The sequence below is a fragment of the Pseudarthrobacter sp. O4 genome (assembly GCF_050157025.1).
Classification (GTDB): domain Bacteria; phylum Actinomycetota; class Actinomycetes; order Actinomycetales; family Micrococcaceae; genus Arthrobacter.
Map to the genome: position 1 here is coordinate 1,310,817 of NZ_CP189591.1, position 17,374 is coordinate 1,328,190.

Here is a 17,374-nt window from a genome sequence, read left to right on the forward strand (position 1 = left end):
AGCATACGCGGTCCCACGCGTGATTGTTGTTCTACGCGGACGCGAAAAAGCTATGATTGACCTGCTGTGGTTCTTTTTTCATTGGTGGCGACTCACGCCGATATCGACCTCGAGACCGTTGCTCAACTGAGCACCGGCGCTTCAGAGCTCGCCACATCCGCCCTCGCCGGATCGCCGGCCGTGGCGGGTGCCATTGTCCTTGCCACGTGCAACCGCTTCGAAATCTACGGTGAGGCGCCCCGTCCCGACGACGTCGATGCAGCCCGCGCGGCCCTCATCTCCCAGATCAGCGGCTCCACCGGACTCAACGAACAGCTCGTCTCCCGCTCCTTCAACACCCGGACCGGCTCCGAAGTCAGCCAGCACCTGTTCTCCGTCAGCTCCGGCCTTGACTCCGCCGTCGTGGGCGAGCGCGAGATCGCAGGCCAGGTCCGCCGGGCCCTGATCACCGCCCAGCACGAGGGCACGGCAAGCTCCGGCCTCGTCCGGCTCTTCCAGGCTGCCTCCAAGACCGCCAAGGACGTCGGCGCGCAGACCGCGCTTGGCTCCCGGGGACTCTCGATTGTGTCCGTGGCCCTGGACCTCGCCACCGAGCTGTCCGAAAACCCGGACTGGGCCACCAAGAAGGCCGTGGTCTTCGGCACCGGCGCCTACGCCGGTGCCACCATGTCGCTGCTGCGCGAACGCGGCTGCACGGACGTTTCCGTCTTTTCGTCCTCGGGCCGCGCGGCAGGCTTCGTCGCCACCCGCGGGGGCACGGCCCTGGACAGCGCAAGCCTCCCCGCCGCCGTCGCGGCCGCGGACGTCATGATCGGCTGCAGCGGCTCGGACACCCGGGTTGAAGCGCCGGATCTTGCCCGGGTCCGGGCTGACTCGCAGCAGCCGCTGATCGCCATCGACCTCGCCCTCACCCACGACTTCGATCCTGCCGTGGGCGAGCTCGACGGCGTCGAGCTCCTCACCCTGGAGTCCGTGCGCCTCGCCGCCCCGCAGGAACAGTCCGAGTCGCTGGAGCAGGCGAGCAGCATAGTCGCCGGCGCTGCCAGCGCCTTCGAGCAGGAGCGTGAGGCACGCTCTGTGGACTCCGCGATCGTCGCGCTGCGCCGGCACACCATGAACGTCCTGGAGGCGGAAATGGAAAAGGTCCGTGCCCGCCACGGCTGCACTGCCGCGGCGGAGGAAGTCGAGTTCGCCCTGCGCCGGATGGTCAAGCAGCTGCTGCACGTGCCCACCGTCCGTGCCCGGGAGCTTGCCGCCAACGGCCAGCAGGAACATTACGTCGCGGGCCTCGAAGCGCTTTATGGCATCACGGTCGAGCAGCCCGCCGCCCGGGCGGCCGAAGCAGAGTGCCCGGTCGACCACAGCCAGCTGCCCGGGGCAGCAGGCAAGCGGGAAACGGCGTAGCTCGCGCTAACGGCCCCGGCCGAAGGCGTTGATTCCGGTCAGCTCCGCCGACAACGTCCACAGCCGGGCCGCATCCGCCCGGTCCACGGCGTGCGCGTCCACCCCCCTGATCCGTGCCTCCGGGGAGCCGGACTCCGTGGGTTCCGCGACGTCGCAGTCCTCGCAGTACACACCGCCCTTGCCTTCGAGCGCCGGGGAGGTTGCTGCCCACACGGACGTCGCGGCGCCCTGCTCCGGTGATTTGAACCGCGCGTCGACGTTTCCCTCTTCGTCCATCCAGCCGGAGGCGATCATTTCCTCGCGCGGGAGGTGACGCTGCAGCTCCGTCATGATGCCGCCCGGATGCACCGCGAAGGCCCGCACGCCGGAGTCCTGCCCGAGCTCGTCAAGCTGCACGGCGAAGAGCGAGTTGGCCGTCTTGGCCTGCCCGTACGCCTTCCACTTGTGATAGCCGGTGTCGAAGTTGATGTCATCGAAGCGGATCGGGGAGATCTTGTGCCCCGTCGAGGACAGCGAAACCACCCGGGCGCCGGGGCCTGCGGCCAGCGCGGGCCACAGCAGGTTCGCGAGGGCAAAATGGCCCAGGTGGTTGGTGGCGAACTGCGACTCCCAGCCGGGCCCCACCCGGCGTTCCGGGCTGGCCATGATGGCGGCGTTGTTGATCAGGATGTCCAGCCCGCGTCCGGCCGCCAGGAAGCCGGACGCCAGGAAGGTTCCAACAAATTCCTTGACGCTGGACTGGTCCGCGAGATCCAGCTCCGCCACGCCTACTTCCCCTTCAGCCGTTCCGGCAGCCAACCCGGCCGCGTCCAGGACCTCGCGGGCATGCTCCGGGCGCCGTGCCGGCACCATCACCCTGGCACCGGCGGAGCTCAGCGCCCGGACGGTCTCCAGGCCCAGCCCGGAGTACCCGCCGGTGACGATGGCGGTCTTCCCGGAGAGATCGATGCCCGCAATGACCTCGGCCGCCGTCGAGTCCCGGCCGAAGCCGGAGCCGATCTTGCGCTGACGGGTCCGGGTGCTTTCTTCGCTCATGTCATGCCTTTCCGGGAACGGCTCAGGCTCAATCGAGGCTTTTCAGTACACCGGCTTCCCGGGTTCCACGTCCCGCACCCAGGCCAGGATTCCGCCGTCGAGATGGCTGACCCGTTCGTAGCCGGCGGCGCGTGCCGCCGCGAGGACGGCGGCCGAACGGGTTCCGCCCTTGCAGTGGAACACGATGTCCATGTCCTGCGGCAGCTCGTTCCAGGCCTCCCCGGCCAGGATGCGGCCCTGCGGGATCAGCACGGCCCCGTCGATCCGGACGATCTCGTACTCCCCGCTCTCGCGCACATCCACGAGGTGGAAGTCCTTGAGCCCGGCCTTGCGGGCGGCCAGCATGGTGGCGAGCTGGGTGGCTGTGACGGTGTGTTCGGTACCGGCGTCGGCGGAGGGGGTGATGCCGCAGAAGGCCTCATAATCGGTGAGTTCCGTAATGCGATCCGCCTCCGGGTCCCGGGACACCTTGATTTCGCGCCAGGTTCCGCCCAGGGCGTCGAAGAGCGCCACCCGCCCCAGCAGGGACCGCCCGACGCCGGTGATGAGCTTGACGGCCTCCGTCACCATGAGCGATCCGACGGCGGCGCACAGCATGCCGAACACCCCGCCTTCCCCGCACGACGGCACGGAGCCGGCCGGCGGCGCCTCCGGGTACAGGTCCCGGTACGTCGGCCCGTGCTTCTCCCAGAAGACGCTGACCTGCCCGTCGAAGCGGAAGATCGACCCCCAGACGTAGGGCTTGCCGAGGATCGCGGCAGCATCGTTGACGAGGTAGCGGGTGGCGAAGTTGTCGGCGCCGTCGAGAATCAGGTCGTAGCCGGCGAACAGCTCCAGGGCGTTGGAAGCGTCGAGCCGGACGTTATGCAGCCGGACGTCGACGAGCGGGTTCAGCGCTGCAATGGAGTCGCGGGCGGACTCGATCTTGGGCCGCCCGACATCCGCGACGCCGTGGATCACCTGCCGCTGGAGGTTGCTCAGGTCCACGACGTCGTCGTCGATGATGCCCAGGGTCCCCACTCCGGCGGCGGCCAGGTATAACAGCGCTGGTGAACCGAGGCCGCCGGCGCCGATGACGAGCACCTTGGCGTTCTTCAGCCGGCGCTGACCGATGGACCCGATCTCCGGAATTATCAGGTGCCGGGAGTAGCGTTCCACCTCTCCCGGGCTGAGGTCTCCCGCCGGTTCCACGAGTGGACCGGGCACTCGATCAAGCAGCGGATCAGGCAGCGGTTCCGTGGTTGCGGGCGCGGGGTGTGCAGTGAACTTGGAAGCCATACTTCAATCTATGCCCGAAGATACCGCCAGGTCATATTACCCGCGCGTAAAGTGAACGTAACAGCAAGCGAAAGAAGGCCGACAGTGGTTCATCAGGCACCGGTTGAACATGGTCCTGCCGGGAAGCCGGCGTCCGGGCAGGCCCGGAGCGGCGGACACCGGTCGGCGCGTCTCCCCCGCGACGAACGCCGGGCGCAGTTGCTGGCTGCCGCCCAGGAAGTCTTCGTTGCCAACGGTTACCACGGTGCCGCGATGGATGAAATTGCCGAGACCGCGCATGTGAGCAAACCGGTGCTCTACCAGCACTTCCCCTCCAAGCGTGAGCTCTACCTGGCGCTGCTGGACAGCCATCTGAGCAAGCTCATCGATCTGCTGCTGGGGGCGCTGAACTCCACCACGGACAACGATGAGCGCGTCCAGGCCGTCATGCGGGCCTATTTCCGGTTCATCGCCAGCGACGACCAGGCCCACCGTCTCGTCTTCGAATCGGATCTGATCAACGATCCCGACGTGAGCGCCCGGCTGGAGGCGTTTAACAAGACTTTCGCCGACGCCGTCGCGGGGGTCATCGCCGAGGACACCAAGCTGCCCGAGCTGGAAGCCCAGCTGCTGGGCCGCGGACTCGCCGGAATGGCCCAGGTCAGCGCACGGTACTGGCTGGAAACTGACGGGAATCTCGATCTCGATGTGGCCAGCGACCTGATCTACCGTTTAGCTTGGCGCGGAATCTCCCGCTTCCCCAAGGAGTCCTAGGCTACAAATAGAGATGACCCTTTGATATTTATTGGACTTTGATTGGCTGGGAGGCCTTGCTGTGGAAGTAAAGATCGGCATTCAGAACATCGGCCGCGAAATTGTGCTGGAATCGGCGCAGGATGCTGACGCCGTGGCCAAGGTGGTTGCAGAGTCCCTCGCCAAGGGCACCGAGCTCCGCCTCACGGATGAGAAGGGCCGCCAGATCATCATCCCGGCGAATGTCCTGGGCTACGTTGAAATCGGCGCTGAAGAGCAACGCCGCGTCGGTTTCGGCGCCCTCTAGCCACCGCGGAGCGCGGCTGCCGTTCGCGGAACTGCCGTTTCCCACCAGAAGTAGGAGTCCGAATATGCTGTCCCTGATTGTGGTTGCCATGGTGACCGTGGCCGCGGGCTTCGTGGTCTGGGCCAACGACAAGCGGCACGCCAAGTACGGCATCAGCGTCCCGGCGGGTGTTGCCCTCGCCGCCGGGATGCTGAGCTGGATCATTTTTATGGCGGCCGGGCTCGGCTACCAGCCGGGCCTGACCTGGATTCCGTGGGTCCTGCCCATGGTCATCGGCACGGCGGCCGCCGCCGCAGCGGTGCTGTACCTCGGCCGGCACCGCACCCGCCAGGACACATCCCGGCTCACCGCCATCCTGCGTCTCTAGCGCGCCGCCGGCCGGGCTATCAGGCGGGCCGGCCGGGCTATCAGGCGGGCCCTCCGGCCTGCTATCAGGACCCCGGCTCGTGCGGCCCGTGGCCTTCCTCGGTGCAGAGGCACAGCCTGTTTCCCTGCGCATCCGTGACCACCACCCAGGCGGGTGCGTGGTCATGGTTCATTAGCGCCCCCGTGGCCGCTGTCTTCTCCAGCGCCGGCGCGGACTCGGCCTTACTGCGGTGGATATCGAGGTGAAGGCGGTTGGCGTTGGGCGTGGACGTCTCCTGGAACCAGAGTGCCGGGCCGCGCCCGTAGGGGTCCAGGAGGTCAGCGGAGCTGACCCTGCGGTAGCCCAGGGCCACCCGCCAGACCTCGGAAATCGCCGCCGGGTCCTCGGTATCGATGGCCACCTCGACGGTCCGGTGCAGGCCCGGCTCCGCGGTGGCGCCGAGCCGGGCTGCCGCCTCGCTGGCCGCCGCCGCGGCCGCGGTGTCCCGTGGCGTGACCTGGCTGCCGGCGTCGTGGGAGCTGTACCGAAGAAATACCCGGTTGTACCGCCAGTCCAAGTCCGGGTGGTGGTCTTGTTCTTCGGCCAGGCGGCCGAGCGCGGCCATCAGCTCAAGCGCCGCGGCCGATGTCGGCGCCTTGTAGACCGTCACCAGCCCGCCGAGCCGGTATCTCCAGTCCGGCAGTCCGGCCAGGGCGGCATCGACCTGGCTCTGGCTGAGGACGTCGTCGGTGGTTCCCATATCGGCTCCCTTGCTGGCTGAGTTGCGGGTCCGGGCCCGAAGCTGGGCCTAGAGGAATTCGGCCCGTCCTTCCAAGGCGGAGGATGCGAGCGCGTGCTCCCGGCGCGGGATTCGGCCCGCCTTTTTCGCCAGCCTACCCGCCATGACCGCATGCTTGAAGGCCTCCCCCATCAGCGCCGGATTCTGGGCCCGGGTCACCGCGGTGGCCAGCAGCACGGCATCGCAGCCGAGCTCCATGGCCAGGGCCGCGTCCGAGGCGGTGCCGATACCGGCGTCCAGGACCACGGGCACCGAAGCCCGGGAGACAATCAGCTCGATGTTGTGCGGGTTGAGAATGCCGAGCCCGGTCCCGATCGGTGAGCCCAGCGGCATCACGGCGGTGGCGCCAAGGTTCTCCAGCCGGAGGGCCAGGACCGGGTCGTCGTTGGTGTAGGCAAAGACCTTGAAGCCGCGTCCCACGAGCTGCTCGGTGGCGTCGACGAGTTCCACGGCGTCCGGCAGCAGGGTGTGCTCGTCGGCGATGACTTCCAGCTTCACCCAGTCGGTTTCGAGGGCCTCGCGGGCCAGTTCGGCGGTCAGCACGGCGTCCCTGGCGGTAAAGCAGCCGGCGGTGTTGGGCAGCACGCGGATGCCGTGGTCCACGAGAAGCTGGAACAAGGAGCCTGCCTCGGCGGGCGAGTAGCGGCGCATGGCGACGGTGGTCAGTTCCGTGCCCGACGCCACGAGGGCCGTCCCGAGGCCGTCCAGGCTCGGCGCTCCGCCGGTCCCCATGATCAGCCGCGAACCGAGCCGCACGCCGTCGACAACGAACGGATCGTGGGTGCCCGGCGATGCTTCCGGGGCTGCTGAACGTGTGGTTGCTTCCATGGCCGTCATCCTCCCTGTACTGCCGTGACCAGCTCGACGTCGTCGCCGTCGGCGAGCGCGGTGCCGTGCCATTGGCTGCGGGGCACCACCTCGGCGTTGCGGGCCACAGCGACGCCGAGCTTCTTTCCATCCGCGGACTGGCCGTTCGGGGCCAGCGTCCGCCCGGTGACCTGGCTGACCAGGGTGCTGACGGAGGCACCGTCGGGGACGGTGTGCTCCGAGCCGTTGAGGCTGATGTTCATAGCGTTTCCTTGCTGTGTTCTGGATTGCTGTGTTCTGGATTGCTGTGTTCTGGATTGCTGTGTTCTGGAGGGCTGTGTTCTGGATTGCTGTGTTCTGGAGGGGGGCGCGTGCCTGGGAGCCTGGGGTCTGGGGGCTGGGAACCGGCGGAGAATCTGTCCGGCCGGAAGTTCGCCCAGCGCGGGTCTGCCGTGCTGTCCAGCAGCTGCCGGCAGATCCGCGCGGCCGCCGGGGTCAGCAGGATGCCGTGCCGGAAGAAGCCGGTGGCGATGATCAGTCCCCCGACGTCCCCGTCGCGGCCCGGCGACCGGTCCGCGACGCGGCCCAGCAGCGGGGCGTTGTCCGGTGTTCCGGGCCGCGCCCTGGCGGTGGCCTCCAGCAGTTCCAGCTCGGCGACGGCGGGGAGCAGCTGCTGGGCGTCCCGCAGCAGCTGGTAGACGCCACCTGCGGAGACCGCGCCGGCCGAGACAGCACCGGTGCCGGGCGCATCGGGCTCCGAGAGCGTGTCCTCGCGCTGGGTCGCCCCGATCACCACGGTGCCGTCCTGCCGGGGGACGATGTACACCGGCACGCCGCGGACCAGGCCGCGCACCGTGGAGACCAGCAGCGGCCGCAGATGCGCGGGGACCCGGAGCCGGAGGATGTCGCCGTGGACCGGCCGCAGCGGCAGGTCCAGCCCCGCGGGCAGGCCCGCCAATCCCGCGGCGCCCAGCCCGTTGGCCACGATGGTCTCCCGGGCCCGGACCTTCCCGCCGCCGGCCAGGCTGACCCCGCTGACTCGTCCGTCCTCCCACCGCAGTCCGGCGGCGCGCCGGGGAACCAGGCAATACTGGCTGTCAGCCGCCAGCAGGGCTGCGATCCGGGCGAGCAGGCGGCGCGGATCCACCTGGTGGTCGGCGGGAATGTCGAAGGCGCAGGAGATGCCCGGACTCAGCAGTGGTTCACGTCCGCGTGCCTCGCGGACGGTCAGGGGCTGCACCGCGAGTCCGCAGGCCTGCTGCACGGTCCGGAGATCGGCGAGCGCCCGGCGGTCGGCCGCGTCGGCGCCGACCACGAGGGTCGGCGTCGTGAGGTATCCGGTCCCGGCGGCTGTTCCGCGGTCCGTCCCGCTATCTGTCCCGGCGGCTGTTCCGCGGTCCGTCCCGCTGTCCGCGGGGACGCCGTCGTCTCGCTCCAGATCGGCCGCAAAGTCAGGCCACAGCCGTGAGGATTCGAGCATGAGCTCCAGCAGGCCCTCCTCCTGGTAGTGGAGTTCACTCACGGGGGCGAGCATGCCGGCGGCTGCCCAGCTCGCGCCACTGCCGGGGGCGTCATCGATCAGGGCAACGGAACGGCCGGACTGCCTGGCGGCCCAGGCGATGCCATGGCCGACCACCCCGCCGCCGATCACGGCAACGTCGTAACATTCCCCGGCTGTGACGTCATCAGGTGCGTCGTCAGCGGCGTAACAGTTTGTAAGGTCAAAACTGGCTGGGGTGCCCATGGAGGTTTCCTTCCCTACGCCGGTACTAGCCGGATCAGGTCAAGCGGTCGGCTCTGACGCCCTCTCAGCCCTCCGGCGTCGAACGCCAGTGGCGAACGGCTGCAGCGGGCTCCCGCGGTATGGCCCCAGTTTAGAGGAACTAGGCTGGGGGCATGAGCCAGGATGACGTCCACACCACCGCCCGCCTGTACCTGTGCACCGACGCCCGCAAGGACCGCGGCGACTTCGAGGCCTTCGTGGACGCCGCCTTCGCCGGCGGCGTCGACATCATCCAGCTGCGCGACAAGTCCCTGGAGGCGGCCGAGGAACTCGAACTACTCACGGTCCTGCATCAGTCAGCCCACCGGCACGGTCGCCTGTGGGCGGTTAATGACCGCGCGGACCTCGCCTCACTGTCCGGCGCGCCGGTCTTCCACATCGGACAGAAGGACATCCCGCTCGATGCCGCCCGGGGCTTCCTCGGCAAGGACACCGTGATCGGGCTGTCCACCCACAGCCCGGAGCAGGTGGATGCCGCCATTGCGTCCTCCCCCGGCCGCAGCGGTCTGGACTACTTCTGTGTGGGGCCGGTGTGGGCCACACCCACCAAGCCCGGCCGCGCCGCCGTCGGTCTTGAACTGGTGCGTTACGCCGCTGAGGCGATCCGCCGCGCAGAGGCGGCAGCCCCCGGCAAGGTCGACGGCGCGGTTAACAGTAGGGTCAAAGGCGTGGTGCCCTGGTTCGCCATCGGCGGCATCGACTTGGGGAACGTGGAGCAGGTGGTGGAGGCCGGTGCACGCCGGATCGTGGTGGTCCGGGCCATCACCGAGGCTGATGATCCCGCCGACGCCGCCCGCGCCCTGCTCGCCTCCCTCGACGCCGCGGAGTCCTGAGACCGGAGGCTACCCGGCGCCTACCCGGCGAGCCCCAGCTGCAGCATCCGGTTTGAGTGATTGGCCGCGAGTTCGGCGGTCAGTTCGCGGACCAGCTCCCGGGACCGCTCCTCGTCCGCCGCGATCAGGCCGCCGAGGAACGCGTGCTCGAAGCTGACACGCCGGGCCTGGGTCAGGGTCTCCCCGAGCAGACGCCTCGCCCATAGCGCCAGCCGCGACGCCAGCCGCGGGTCGTCGGCCAGGGCCGTCTTGAGCCGCTCCCGGAGCACCGCGGTCGTCTCCTCATCGGCCTGGATCCGCTCCACCAGTTCGCGGGTCGAGGCGTCGACATGGCGGGCCACGGCCCGGTAGAAATCGGCGGAGACGGTGTCGATCACGTAGGCCTTCATGAGCGATTCGAACCAGTCGGCGGGGCGCGTGCGTTCGTGGAAGTGGTCCACGGAGGGCTGGAAGGGCAGCATGGCGGCCTCCGGGTCCAGGCCCATGTCCTCAAGCCTGGCACTGACCAGTTCATAGTGCTGGAACTCGATCACGGCAATCCTGCCCAGCACCGCACGGTCGTGCAGGGTGGGCGAGTAGCGGGCGTCGGAGGACAGTCGTTCGAAAGCCGAAAGCTCTCCATAGGCCATCACGCCCAGCAGATCCCTGAGAAAGCTGTTGTAGCGGGCAGGATCGGCCGGGGATGTGCTCATGATCCAAGACTAATCGCGGGAATCGGGCTAATCTGATTTTCGTGTCCCATCATCGCCTGACCCCCAGCGTCCACCGGCAAGAGAGCCAGCTTGCCCTGGCGCTGAACTCGCTGCGCACCACGCTGGAACTGCCGGGCGCCTTCCCCGAGGACGTCCTCCGGGAGGCCAAGGAGGCCGTGGGCGGGCACGAACTGCCGGAGCTGGATTTCACCCACATCGAGTTCGTGACCATCGATCCGGAATCCTCCACCGACCTGGACCAGGCCGTCCATATCGGCCGCACCGGTGCGGGCTACAAGGTGTACTACGCCATCGCCGACGTCCCCTCCTTCGTGACCCCCGGCGGGGCGCTGGACGCCGAGACCCGCCGCCGCGGCCAGACCTTCTACACCCCGGACGGCCGGATCCCGCTGCATCCGGAGGTCATCAGCGAGGAAGCCGGCAGCCTGCTCGCCGGCCAGCTGTGCGCCGCCTTCGTCTGGGAATTCGAGCTGGATGCCGCCGCCGAGGTCTCCTCGGTGCTGGTGCGCCGGGCCCAGGTCCGCAGCCGGGCCAAGCTCAATTACCAGGGGGTCCAGGCGGAGCTCGACGCCGGCACCGCGGCGCCCGTGCTGCAGCTGCTGAAGGAAGTCGGGATCAAGCGGGTGGAGCTCGAACGGCTCCGCGGCGGCGCCAGCCTGAACATGCCGGAACAGGAAATCGAGCAGCTGCCCGACGGCGGCTACCGGATCGTCGCGGCCCCGCCCCTGCCGGTGGAGGACTGGAACGCCCAGATTTCGCTCATGACAGGCATGGCGGCGGCCGGGATCATGCTCGAAGGCAAGGTCGGGATCCTGCGCACCATGCCCGCACCGGACGAGAACTCGCTGGCGCACTTCCACCGCCAGACCCGCGCCCTGGGCAAGCCCTGGGACGGCGAAATGAGCTACGGCGAATACCTGCGCACCCTTGACCCGACGGACCCGCAGCAGCTGGCGATCGTGCACTCGGCCGGCATGCTGTTCCGCGGGGCCGGCTACACGCCCTTCGACGGAACCGTTCCGGACGCCGCCATCCAGTCCGCCATCGGCGCCGCCTATGCGCATTCCACCGCGCCGCTGCGCCGGCTGATCGACCGCTTCGTGCTGGTCATCTGCGAGGCGCTCAGCAACGGCGCGGACGTTCCCGCCTGGGCCCGCGAGGCGCTGCCTTCGCTGCCCTCGATCATGGCGGCCTCGGACCAGCTCGCCGCCAAACTGGAGCGCTTGTCCCTGGACACGGTGGAGGCGGCCTTGCTGAGCAACCACATCGGCCAGGAGTTCGACGCCGTCGTCATCTCCGGTTCCAAGCCGGCCAAAAACGGGAACGGCAACGGAAACGGCAAGCACGGCAACGGGAACGGGAACGGCAACGGGCCGTCCGGGATCGTCCAGATCGCCGAGCCGGCCGTGACCGCACGGTGCCCCGGCGAGCTGGAATCAGGCACCCAGGTCCGGGTCAGGGTCCTGTCGGCCGACATCGCCAGCCGGGAGGTCCGGCTGGAACTGGTGGGCTGATCCCACGTTGTTCCGGCAGGCTTTCCGCGCTCCCTGCCAGCCACCGGCACGGTCAACGGCACGGTCAATTGCGCGGCCAGTCGAGGTTCCGGGCTGCGTACAGCTAGACTGAAAGGGTAGATATGGATGCCCGGTCGTTGATTTCCATGATTTTCGAATTCAACAAGCCCGCCCCTACGCGATCTTGAGATAGACCCGCTGGTCCCCAGTGCCAGCATTTAGATAGCCCGCGATCGGCTTCCACTGGATTTGCTTGCGCGCCTGAGCGTGCTCCGGAACGGCCTCCCGGCCGGCCCCGTTGAGCAAGCAGCGCAGCCCAAAATGAATAAGGAAACTCCCCTGTGAGTGAATTGCACACGCACCAGCTTCTGACCGACGAATCCGGAACGGAAACGCTCGAGCCGGAAGAGACCATCATCTCGGACGAAAAGCCGCACGAGATTGCCGAGAAAACCTTCGCCGACTTCAACGTCCGCGCCGACATCGTGGAGTCCCTTGCCGACGCCGGCATCACCCACCCCTTCCCGATCCAGGCCATGACCCTGCCGGTCGCCCTCAGCGGCCACGACATTATCGGACAGGCCAAGACCGGCACCGGCAAGACCCTCGGCTTCGGCATCCCGGCGCTGCAGCGCGTCGTCGGACCGGACGATGCCGGGTTCGACAAGCTCGCCGCCCCGGGTGCTCCGCAGGCCCTCGTGATCGTGCCCACCCGCGAGCTGGCCGTCCAGGTCGCCAATGACCTGCAGAACGCCGCCCGCAAGCGCAACGCCCGCATCACCACGATCTACGGCGGCCGAGCCTACGAGCCGCAGGTCGAAGCGCTGCAGAAGGGCGTCGAGGTCGTCGTCGGCACCCCGGGGCGCCTCATCGACCTTTACAAGCAGAAGCACCTCGTCCTGAAGAACGTCAAGATGGTCATCCTTGACGAGGCCGACGAAATGCTGGACCTCGGCTTCCTCCCGGACGTCGAAACCCTCATCGCCGGCACCCCGCCCGTGCGCCAGACGCTGCTGTTCTCGGCCACCATGCCCGGTCCGGTCGTCGCCATGGCCCGCCGCTACATGACCAAGCCGACGCACATCCGCGCCGCCGACCCGGACGACGAGGGCCTGACCAAGCGCGACATCCGCCAGCTGATCTACCGTGCGCACAGCATGGACAAGATCGAGGTCGTCGCCCGCATCCTGCAGGCCCGCGGCCGTGGCCGCACCATCATCTTCACCAAGACCAAGCGCACGGCCGCCAAGGTTGCCGAGGAACTGGTGGACCGCGGCTTCGCTGCCGCCGCCATCCACGGCGACCTCGGCCAGGGCGCCCGCGAGCAGGCGCTGCGCGCCTTCCGGAACAACAAGGTGGATGTCCTGGTGGCCACCGACGTCGCCGCCCGCGGCATCGACGTCGACGACGTCACGCACGTCATCAACTACCAGTGCGTCGAAGACGAAAAGATCTACCTGCACCGCGTCGGCCGCACCGGCCGTGCCGGCAACAAGGGCACGGCCGTGACCTTCGTCGACTGGGATGACATGCCCCGCTGGGGCCTGATCAACAAGGCCCTGGGCCTGAGCGTCCCGGAACCGGTGGAAACGTACTCCTCTTCCCCGCACCTCTTTGAGGAGCTGGACATCCCCGCGGGCACCAAGGGCCGCCTGCCCCGCGACAAACGCGTGCTGGCCGGCGTCGACGCCGAAGTCCTCGAGGACCTCGGCGAGACAGGCAAGAAGAACGCCCGCCCCAGCGGACGCGACAGCGGACGTGACAGTACCCGCAGCGGCGGACGGGACAGCGGGTCAACCGGCAGCGGCCGCGGAGCCGGTCGTGAGTCCGGCCGCGGTGCGGAACGTGACACCACCGCTGGCGGCGGCCGCAGCAGCAGCCGCCGCAGCGGCGGCGGCGAGTCGGCCGGGCGCTCCGGGGACCGCCGTCGTCGTCCGGCCGCCGAGGCCGAGGCAGCAACCGGCCAGGCTCCGGAGGCGGCAGCAACCGCGACGGCACCCGCCAGGGCCGCCGCGGCAACGACCGAGGTGGACCGCGCCACCCGTGCCCGCCGCCGCACCCGCACGCGCCGCCGCAACGGCGAAGTTGTCGGCGAGGCACAGCAGGGCAGCTCCCAGCCAAGCAACGCCGAGGCCTAAACCCCTTCATGACTGACACCGTCTGGGCGCCTGAAGGCAGCAACCTGGTGGTACACGCGGACAACGCGGAGTACCTCCCCACGCTGCCGGACGGCGCCTTCACCCTGATCTATGTGGACCCGCCGTTCAACACCGGCCGGGTCCAGAAGCGCCAGGAAACCAGGATGGTGCTCAACGCCGGCGGCGAGGGCGACCGGGTCGGTTTCAAGGGCAGATCCTACGACACGATCAAGGGCGCGCTGCACAAATACGACGACGCGTTCAGCGACTACTGGTCCTTCCTGGAGCCACGGCTCGTGGAGGCCTGGCGGCTGCTCGCGGACGACGGGACCCTGTACCTGCACCTGGACTACCGCGAGGTGCATTACGCCAAGGTCATGCTGGATGCCATCTTCGGCCGGGAGTGCTTCCTGAACGAGATCATCTGGGCCTACGACTACGGCGCCCGGGCCAAGTACCGCTGGCCCACCAAGCACGACAACATCCTCGTGTACGTCAAGAATCCGGCCAGGTACCACTTCGACAGCGCCGAGGTGGACCGGGAGCCATACATGGCGCCGGGCCTGGTCACACCGGCCAAACGCGAACTCGGCAAGCTGCCCACCGACGTCTGGTGGCACACCATCGTCTCCCCCACCGGCAAGGAGAAGACCGGCTACCCCACGCAGAAGCCCGAGGGCCTGATCCGCCGCGTCGTCGCGGCCTCCAGCAGGCCCGGCGACTGGTGCCTGGACTTCTTCGCCGGCTCCGGAACGCTCGGAGCCGTCGCCGCGAAGCTGGACCGCAGGTTTATCTGCGTGGACCAGAACCAGCCGGCCATCGACGTCATGGCCAAGCGCCTGGCGGCCCACGCCGAGTTCACCGCGTTCCCGGCCAACTGACGCGCAGCCCTCGTTGCGCTATCAGCTCCGGTGCTTATCCGGCCCTCACGGGGACGCTGACTGATAGCGCAACGTGCGGGGCGTCGGGGCGGCGGGGCGGCGGGGCGGGGCGTCGGGGCAAGGGCGCCAGTCAGCGCACCACGGCGGATCCGGTGCCCAGTTCCTCGATCCGGGCGAAGACTTCGGGCGAGGTCAGGTTCTCACCGAGCAGGTTCGGTTTCCCGGCGCCGTGGTAGTCCGAGGAACCCGTCACCAGCAGTCCGTGCCGCTCCGCGAGCCGGCGCAGGAACGTCCGGCCCTCCTCGGGATTGTCCCGGTGGTAGATCTCCAGCCCGGCCAGGCCGGCGTCGATCATTTCGCGGTAGGTGCGCTCCCCCACGATCCGTCCGCGGGCGGAGGCCACCGGGTGCGCGAAGACCGGGACCCCGCCGGCGTCGCGGACCAGTTCGACAGCAAGCGCAGGATCCGGCGCGTAGTGCTGCACGAAGTAGCGCGAGCGCGAGGTCAGGATCGAGCTGAACGCCTCGGACCTGTCTCCCACAACCCCCGCGGCCACGAGCGCGTCGGCGATGTGCGGCCGGCCCAGGGTTGCCCCGGGCGCTACGTGGTGGATGACGTCGTCCCACGTCAGGGGGTAGTCCTCGGCGAGCAGGCTGACCATCCGTTCGGCCCTCGTGTACCGCGCATCCTTGGCCTTGGTGATTTCCTCCAGCAGACCCGGATGGGCCGGGTCGTGAAGGTAGCTGAGCAGGTGGACGCTGATGCCCTCCGAAGTCCGGCAGGAGATCTCCATCCCGGGGACCAGGGCGATGCCGTGCTCGCGGGCCGCCTGCCCGGCCTCGGCCCAGCCGGCGGTGGAGTCGTGGTCGGTCAGGGCGACGACGTCGATTCCCGCCTCCGCGGCGGACGCCATCACGTCGGCCGGTGCCTGGGTACCGTCGGAAACATTCGAGTGGGCATGCAGATCAATCCTCACCCCACCAGCCTAGTAGATGGGCCACGGCAGCCTGTTGGCCTAAGCCGCGCCGCTGGTGAGACGATGGGACGGTGAACGATGCAGATAACACCCCAGTCTCCGCTTCCCAGCCCCTCGAAGAGCGCGCCAACAACCGCTCGCAGCGGCCCAGTTCCGACGCTTTCAAAGCGTTCATGGCCAGCAACTGGGCACCGTCCCAGCAGCAGCTCCCCGAACGGGACGTCGTCGCCGACCACGCCGCGGGCCGCCGCCGCGCCATCTCAGAGCAGTTCAAAGGTGAACGCCTGGTCATCCCGGCCGGCCCGCTGAAGGTCCGGTCTAACGACTGCGACTACCGCTTCCGCCCGCACTCGGCCTTCGCGCACCTCACCGGCCTGGGCCTGGACCATGAGCCGGACGCCGTCCTCATCCTGGAGCCCGCGGAAGAAGGAAAGGGCGACGACGGCGGCCACCACCACGCGACGCTCTACTTCCGCCCGCTGGCCGGCCGGGACACCGAACAGTTCTACGCGGACTCCCGTTCCGGCGAGTTCTGGATCGGCGCCCGCCCGACCCTCGCCGAGTTCAGGGCCCAGCTCGGCCTGGCGACCGCCGACCTCGGCGAATTCGAACTCGCCATCACCAAGAATGTCGGAGCCCCGGAAATCGGCGGCATCTCGATCCGGCTCGTGCGCAAAGTGGACGAAAACATCGACGCGCTCGTGGACACCGCCCGCTACAACACGGCCAAGGATCCGGAAAACCTGGACCTGGGAATCCTCGATGCCCTGGACGAGAAGCTCACCGAGGCCCTCTCGGAGCTGCGCCTGCTCAAGGACGAGTGGGAAGTCGAGCAGATGAAGCTCGCCGTGGCCGCCACCGTGGAGGGCTTCACCGAGGTGGTCAAGGCCATTCCGCGGGCCCTCACCCACCAGCGCGGCGAACGCGTCGTGGAAGGCGCGTTCTTCGCCCGGGCCCGGGAGGAAGGCAACGAGCTCGGCTATGACACCATCGCCGCCGCCGGCAACAATGCCACCGTCCTGCACTGGACCCGCAACACGGGCAAGGTCAACGCCGGGGAACTGCTGCTGCTCGACGCCGGGGTCGAAGCCGACTCGCTCTACACCGCGGACATCACCCGCACCCTGCCGGCCAACGGCACCTTCTCGGAGATCCAGCGCAAGGTCTATGAGGCAGTGCTCGACGCCGCCGACGCCGGTTTTGCCGCCGCGCAGCCCGGCACGAAGTTCCGCGACATCCACACGGCCGCCACCACCGTGCTGGCGGAGCGGCTGGCCGGGTGGGGTCTGCTGCCGGTGTCCGTGGAGGAAGCGATCAGCCCCGAGGGCCAGCAGCACCGCCGCTGGATGCCGCACGGCACCAGCCACCACCTGGGGCTGGACGTGCACGACTGCGCCCAGGCGAAGCGTGAGTTGTACCTGGACGGCGTCCTCACTCCCGGCATGGTGTTCACGATCGAACCCGGCCTGTACTTCAAGAACGAGGACCTCGGCATTCCCGAGGAATACCGAGGCATCGGCGTCCGCATCGAGGACGACATCCTGATGACCGCCGAGGGTCCCGTCAACCTCAGCGCCGCCCTGCCGCGCAAGGCGGACGACGTCGAGTCCTGGATGGCGGGCATCTACCAGGAAGCCGACGGCCAGCAGCCGTAGCCCACACCGCGCCCCACGACAGGGGGATGGCCCCGGCCCGGGGACGAGCCGGGCCGGGGCTCTCTGCTGTTGAAGCTCTCTGCTGTTGAAGCTCTGCTGTTGAAGCTCTCTGCTGTTGAAGCGCAGCTGGATGTGGGCAGGCCTCCGCCCTGACGGAATAGCCGCGACGGATC

Annotated in this window: 17 protein-coding genes; 9 read left to right on the forward strand and 8 right to left on the reverse strand. The window is 68.6% G+C overall.

All coding sequences use genetic code 11. The features are described 5' to 3' along the window. The first annotated feature begins 66 nt into the window (after nt 1-66). Complete coding sequence (locus ACQCSU_RS05895; RefSeq protein WP_426978799.1) at nt 67-1,404, forward strand: glutamyl-tRNA reductase; 1,338 nt, start codon at nt 67-69, stop codon at nt 1,402-1,404. Between the two features lie 6 nt (nt 1,405-1,410). On the opposite strand, the gene ACQCSU_RS05900 is transcribed toward ACQCSU_RS05895, so the two are convergent. Further along, on the reverse strand, nt 1,411-2,439 hold the full coding sequence (locus ACQCSU_RS05900; RefSeq protein ID WP_426978800.1) for an SDR family NAD(P)-dependent oxidoreductase: 1,029 nt from the start codon (nt 2,437-2,439) through the stop codon (nt 1,411-1,413). Between the two features lie 42 nt (nt 2,440-2,481). Next, nucleotides 2,482-3,717 carry a molybdopterin-synthase adenylyltransferase MoeB gene (gene moeB / locus ACQCSU_RS05905; RefSeq protein WP_426978801.1) on the reverse strand — a complete coding sequence of 412 codons (1,236 nt, stop codon included), beginning with the start codon at nt 3,715-3,717 and terminating at the stop codon, nt 2,482-2,484. Nucleotides 3,718-3,801: 84 nt separating this feature from the next. Between moeB and ACQCSU_RS05910 the strand changes: the two genes are divergently transcribed. The 3 genes from ACQCSU_RS05910 to ACQCSU_RS05920 all read left to right on the forward strand — a co-directional run bounded on the left by ACQCSU_RS05910 (nt 3,802) and on the right by ACQCSU_RS05920 (nt 5,123). Next, nucleotides 3,802-4,470: a TetR/AcrR family transcriptional regulator gene (locus tag ACQCSU_RS05910; protein ID WP_426978802.1), complete on the forward strand. Its 669-nt coding sequence runs from the start codon at nt 3,802-3,804 to the stop codon at nt 4,468-4,470. A 61-nt stretch (nt 4,471-4,531) separates the two neighbouring features. Beyond that, complete coding sequence (locus ACQCSU_RS05915) at nt 4,532-4,756, forward strand: DUF3107 domain-containing protein (protein WP_426978803.1); 225 nt, start codon at nt 4,532-4,534, stop codon at nt 4,754-4,756. 64 nt (nt 4,757-4,820) lie between these two features. Further along, nucleotides 4,821-5,123 carry a hypothetical protein gene (locus ACQCSU_RS05920; protein ID WP_426978804.1) on the forward strand — a complete coding sequence of 101 codons (303 nt, stop codon included), beginning with the start codon at nt 4,821-4,823 and terminating at the stop codon, nt 5,121-5,123. Nucleotides 5,124-5,187: 64 nt separating this feature from the next. Here ACQCSU_RS05920 and ACQCSU_RS05925 read toward each other — a convergent pair whose 3' ends face one another. The 4 genes from ACQCSU_RS05925 to ACQCSU_RS05940 are packed head-to-tail and all read right to left on the reverse strand — an operon-like array spanning nt 5,188 to nt 8,452. Next, on the reverse strand, nt 5,188-5,862 hold the full coding sequence (locus ACQCSU_RS05925; protein WP_426978805.1) for a 4a-hydroxytetrahydrobiopterin dehydratase: 675 nt from the start codon (nt 5,860-5,862) through the stop codon (nt 5,188-5,190). 48 nt (nt 5,863-5,910) lie between these two features. Further along, the gene (locus tag ACQCSU_RS05930) at nt 5,911-6,729 is read right to left on the reverse strand and encodes a thiazole synthase (RefSeq protein WP_426978806.1); all 819 of its coding nucleotides are present in this window, start codon (nt 6,727-6,729) and stop codon (nt 5,911-5,913) included. A gap of 5 nt (nt 6,730-6,734) precedes the next feature. Continuing rightward, nucleotides 6,735-6,971 (reverse strand): sulfur carrier protein ThiS, encoded by a 237-nt coding sequence (gene thiS / locus ACQCSU_RS05935; protein ID WP_426978807.1) that lies wholly within the window; start codon nt 6,969-6,971, stop codon nt 6,735-6,737. After that, on the reverse strand, nt 6,968-8,452 hold the full coding sequence (locus tag ACQCSU_RS05940; protein WP_426978808.1) for an FAD-dependent oxidoreductase: 1,485 nt from the start codon (nt 8,450-8,452) through the stop codon (nt 6,968-6,970). Before ACQCSU_RS05940 ends, thiS begins: the two co-directional genes overlap by 4 nt. A 152-nt stretch (nt 8,453-8,604) precedes the next feature. Between ACQCSU_RS05940 and thiE the strand changes: the two genes are divergently transcribed. Beyond that, nucleotides 8,605-9,324 (forward strand): thiamine phosphate synthase, encoded by a 720-nt coding sequence (thiE, locus tag ACQCSU_RS05945; RefSeq protein ID WP_426978809.1) that lies wholly within the window; start codon nt 8,605-8,607, stop codon nt 9,322-9,324. A 20-nt stretch (nt 9,325-9,344) separates the two neighbouring features. Here thiE and ACQCSU_RS05950 read toward each other — a convergent pair whose 3' ends face one another. After that, on the reverse strand, nt 9,345-10,016 hold the full coding sequence (locus tag ACQCSU_RS05950) for a ferritin-like fold-containing protein (protein WP_426978810.1): 672 nt from the start codon (nt 10,014-10,016) through the stop codon (nt 9,345-9,347). Nucleotides 10,017-10,057: 41 nt separating this feature from the next. Between ACQCSU_RS05950 and ACQCSU_RS05955 the strand changes: the two genes are divergently transcribed. From ACQCSU_RS05955 to ACQCSU_RS05965, 3 genes are all read left to right on the forward strand, one after another. Beyond that, complete coding sequence (locus ACQCSU_RS05955; protein ID WP_426978811.1) at nt 10,058-11,551, forward strand: RNB domain-containing ribonuclease; 1,494 nt, start codon at nt 10,058-10,060, stop codon at nt 11,549-11,551. 341 nt (nt 11,552-11,892) lie between these two features. Next, nucleotides 11,893-13,689: a DEAD/DEAH box helicase gene (locus ACQCSU_RS05960; RefSeq protein ID WP_426978812.1), complete on the forward strand. Its 1,797-nt coding sequence runs from the start codon at nt 11,893-11,895 to the stop codon at nt 13,687-13,689. A gap of 8 nt (nt 13,690-13,697) precedes the next feature. After that, a complete protein-coding gene (locus ACQCSU_RS05965; RefSeq protein ID WP_426978813.1) occupies nt 13,698-14,570 on the forward strand; it encodes a DNA-methyltransferase in 873 nt (290 codons plus the stop codon). Nucleotides 14,571-14,700: 130 nt separating this feature from the next. On the opposite strand, the gene ACQCSU_RS05970 is transcribed toward ACQCSU_RS05965, so the two are convergent. Beyond that, nucleotides 14,701-15,546 carry a PHP domain-containing protein gene (locus ACQCSU_RS05970; RefSeq protein ID WP_426978814.1) on the reverse strand — a complete coding sequence of 282 codons (846 nt, stop codon included), beginning with the start codon at nt 15,544-15,546 and terminating at the stop codon, nt 14,701-14,703. Between the two features lie 71 nt (nt 15,547-15,617). On the opposite strand from ACQCSU_RS05970, the gene ACQCSU_RS05975 reads away from it, so the two are divergent. Further along, nucleotides 15,618-17,201, forward strand: a complete 1,584-nt coding sequence (locus ACQCSU_RS05975; RefSeq protein ID WP_426978815.1) for an aminopeptidase P family protein — start codon at nt 15,618-15,620, stop codon at nt 17,199-17,201. Nucleotides 17,202-17,374: the final 173 nt, after the last annotated feature.

Coding starts and splice junctions, on each gene's coding strand:
- ACQCSU_RS05900 (WP_426978800.1), bottom strand. CDS start 2,439: ATGAGCGAAGAAAGCACCCGGACCCGTCAGCGCAAGATCGGCTCCGGC.
- moeB (WP_426978801.1), bottom strand. CDS start 3,717: ATGGCTTCCAAGTTCACTGCACACCCCGCGCCCGCAACCACGGAACCG.
- ACQCSU_RS05920 (WP_426978804.1), top strand. CDS start 4,821: ATGCTGTCCCTGATTGTGGTTGCCATGGTGACCGTGGCCGCGGGCTTC.
- ACQCSU_RS05925 (WP_426978805.1), bottom strand. CDS start 5,862: ATGGGAACCACCGACGACGTCCTCAGCCAGAGCCAGGTCGATGCCGCC.
- ACQCSU_RS05930 (WP_426978806.1), bottom strand. CDS start 6,729: ATGGAAGCAACCACACGTTCAGCAGCCCCGGAAGCATCGCCGGGCACC.
- thiS (WP_426978807.1), bottom strand. CDS start 6,971: ATGAACATCAGCCTCAACGGCTCGGAGCACACCGTCCCCGACGGTGCC.
- ACQCSU_RS05940 (WP_426978808.1), bottom strand. CDS start 8,452: ATGGGCACCCCAGCCAGTTTTGACCTTACAAACTGTTACGCCGCTGAC.
- thiE (WP_426978809.1), top strand. CDS start 8,605: ATGAGCCAGGATGACGTCCACACCACCGCCCGCCTGTACCTGTGCACC.
- ACQCSU_RS05950 (WP_426978810.1), bottom strand. CDS start 10,016: ATGAGCACATCCCCGGCCGATCCTGCCCGCTACAACAGCTTTCTCAGG.
- ACQCSU_RS05965 (WP_426978813.1), top strand. CDS start 13,698: ATGACTGACACCGTCTGGGCGCCTGAAGGCAGCAACCTGGTGGTACAC.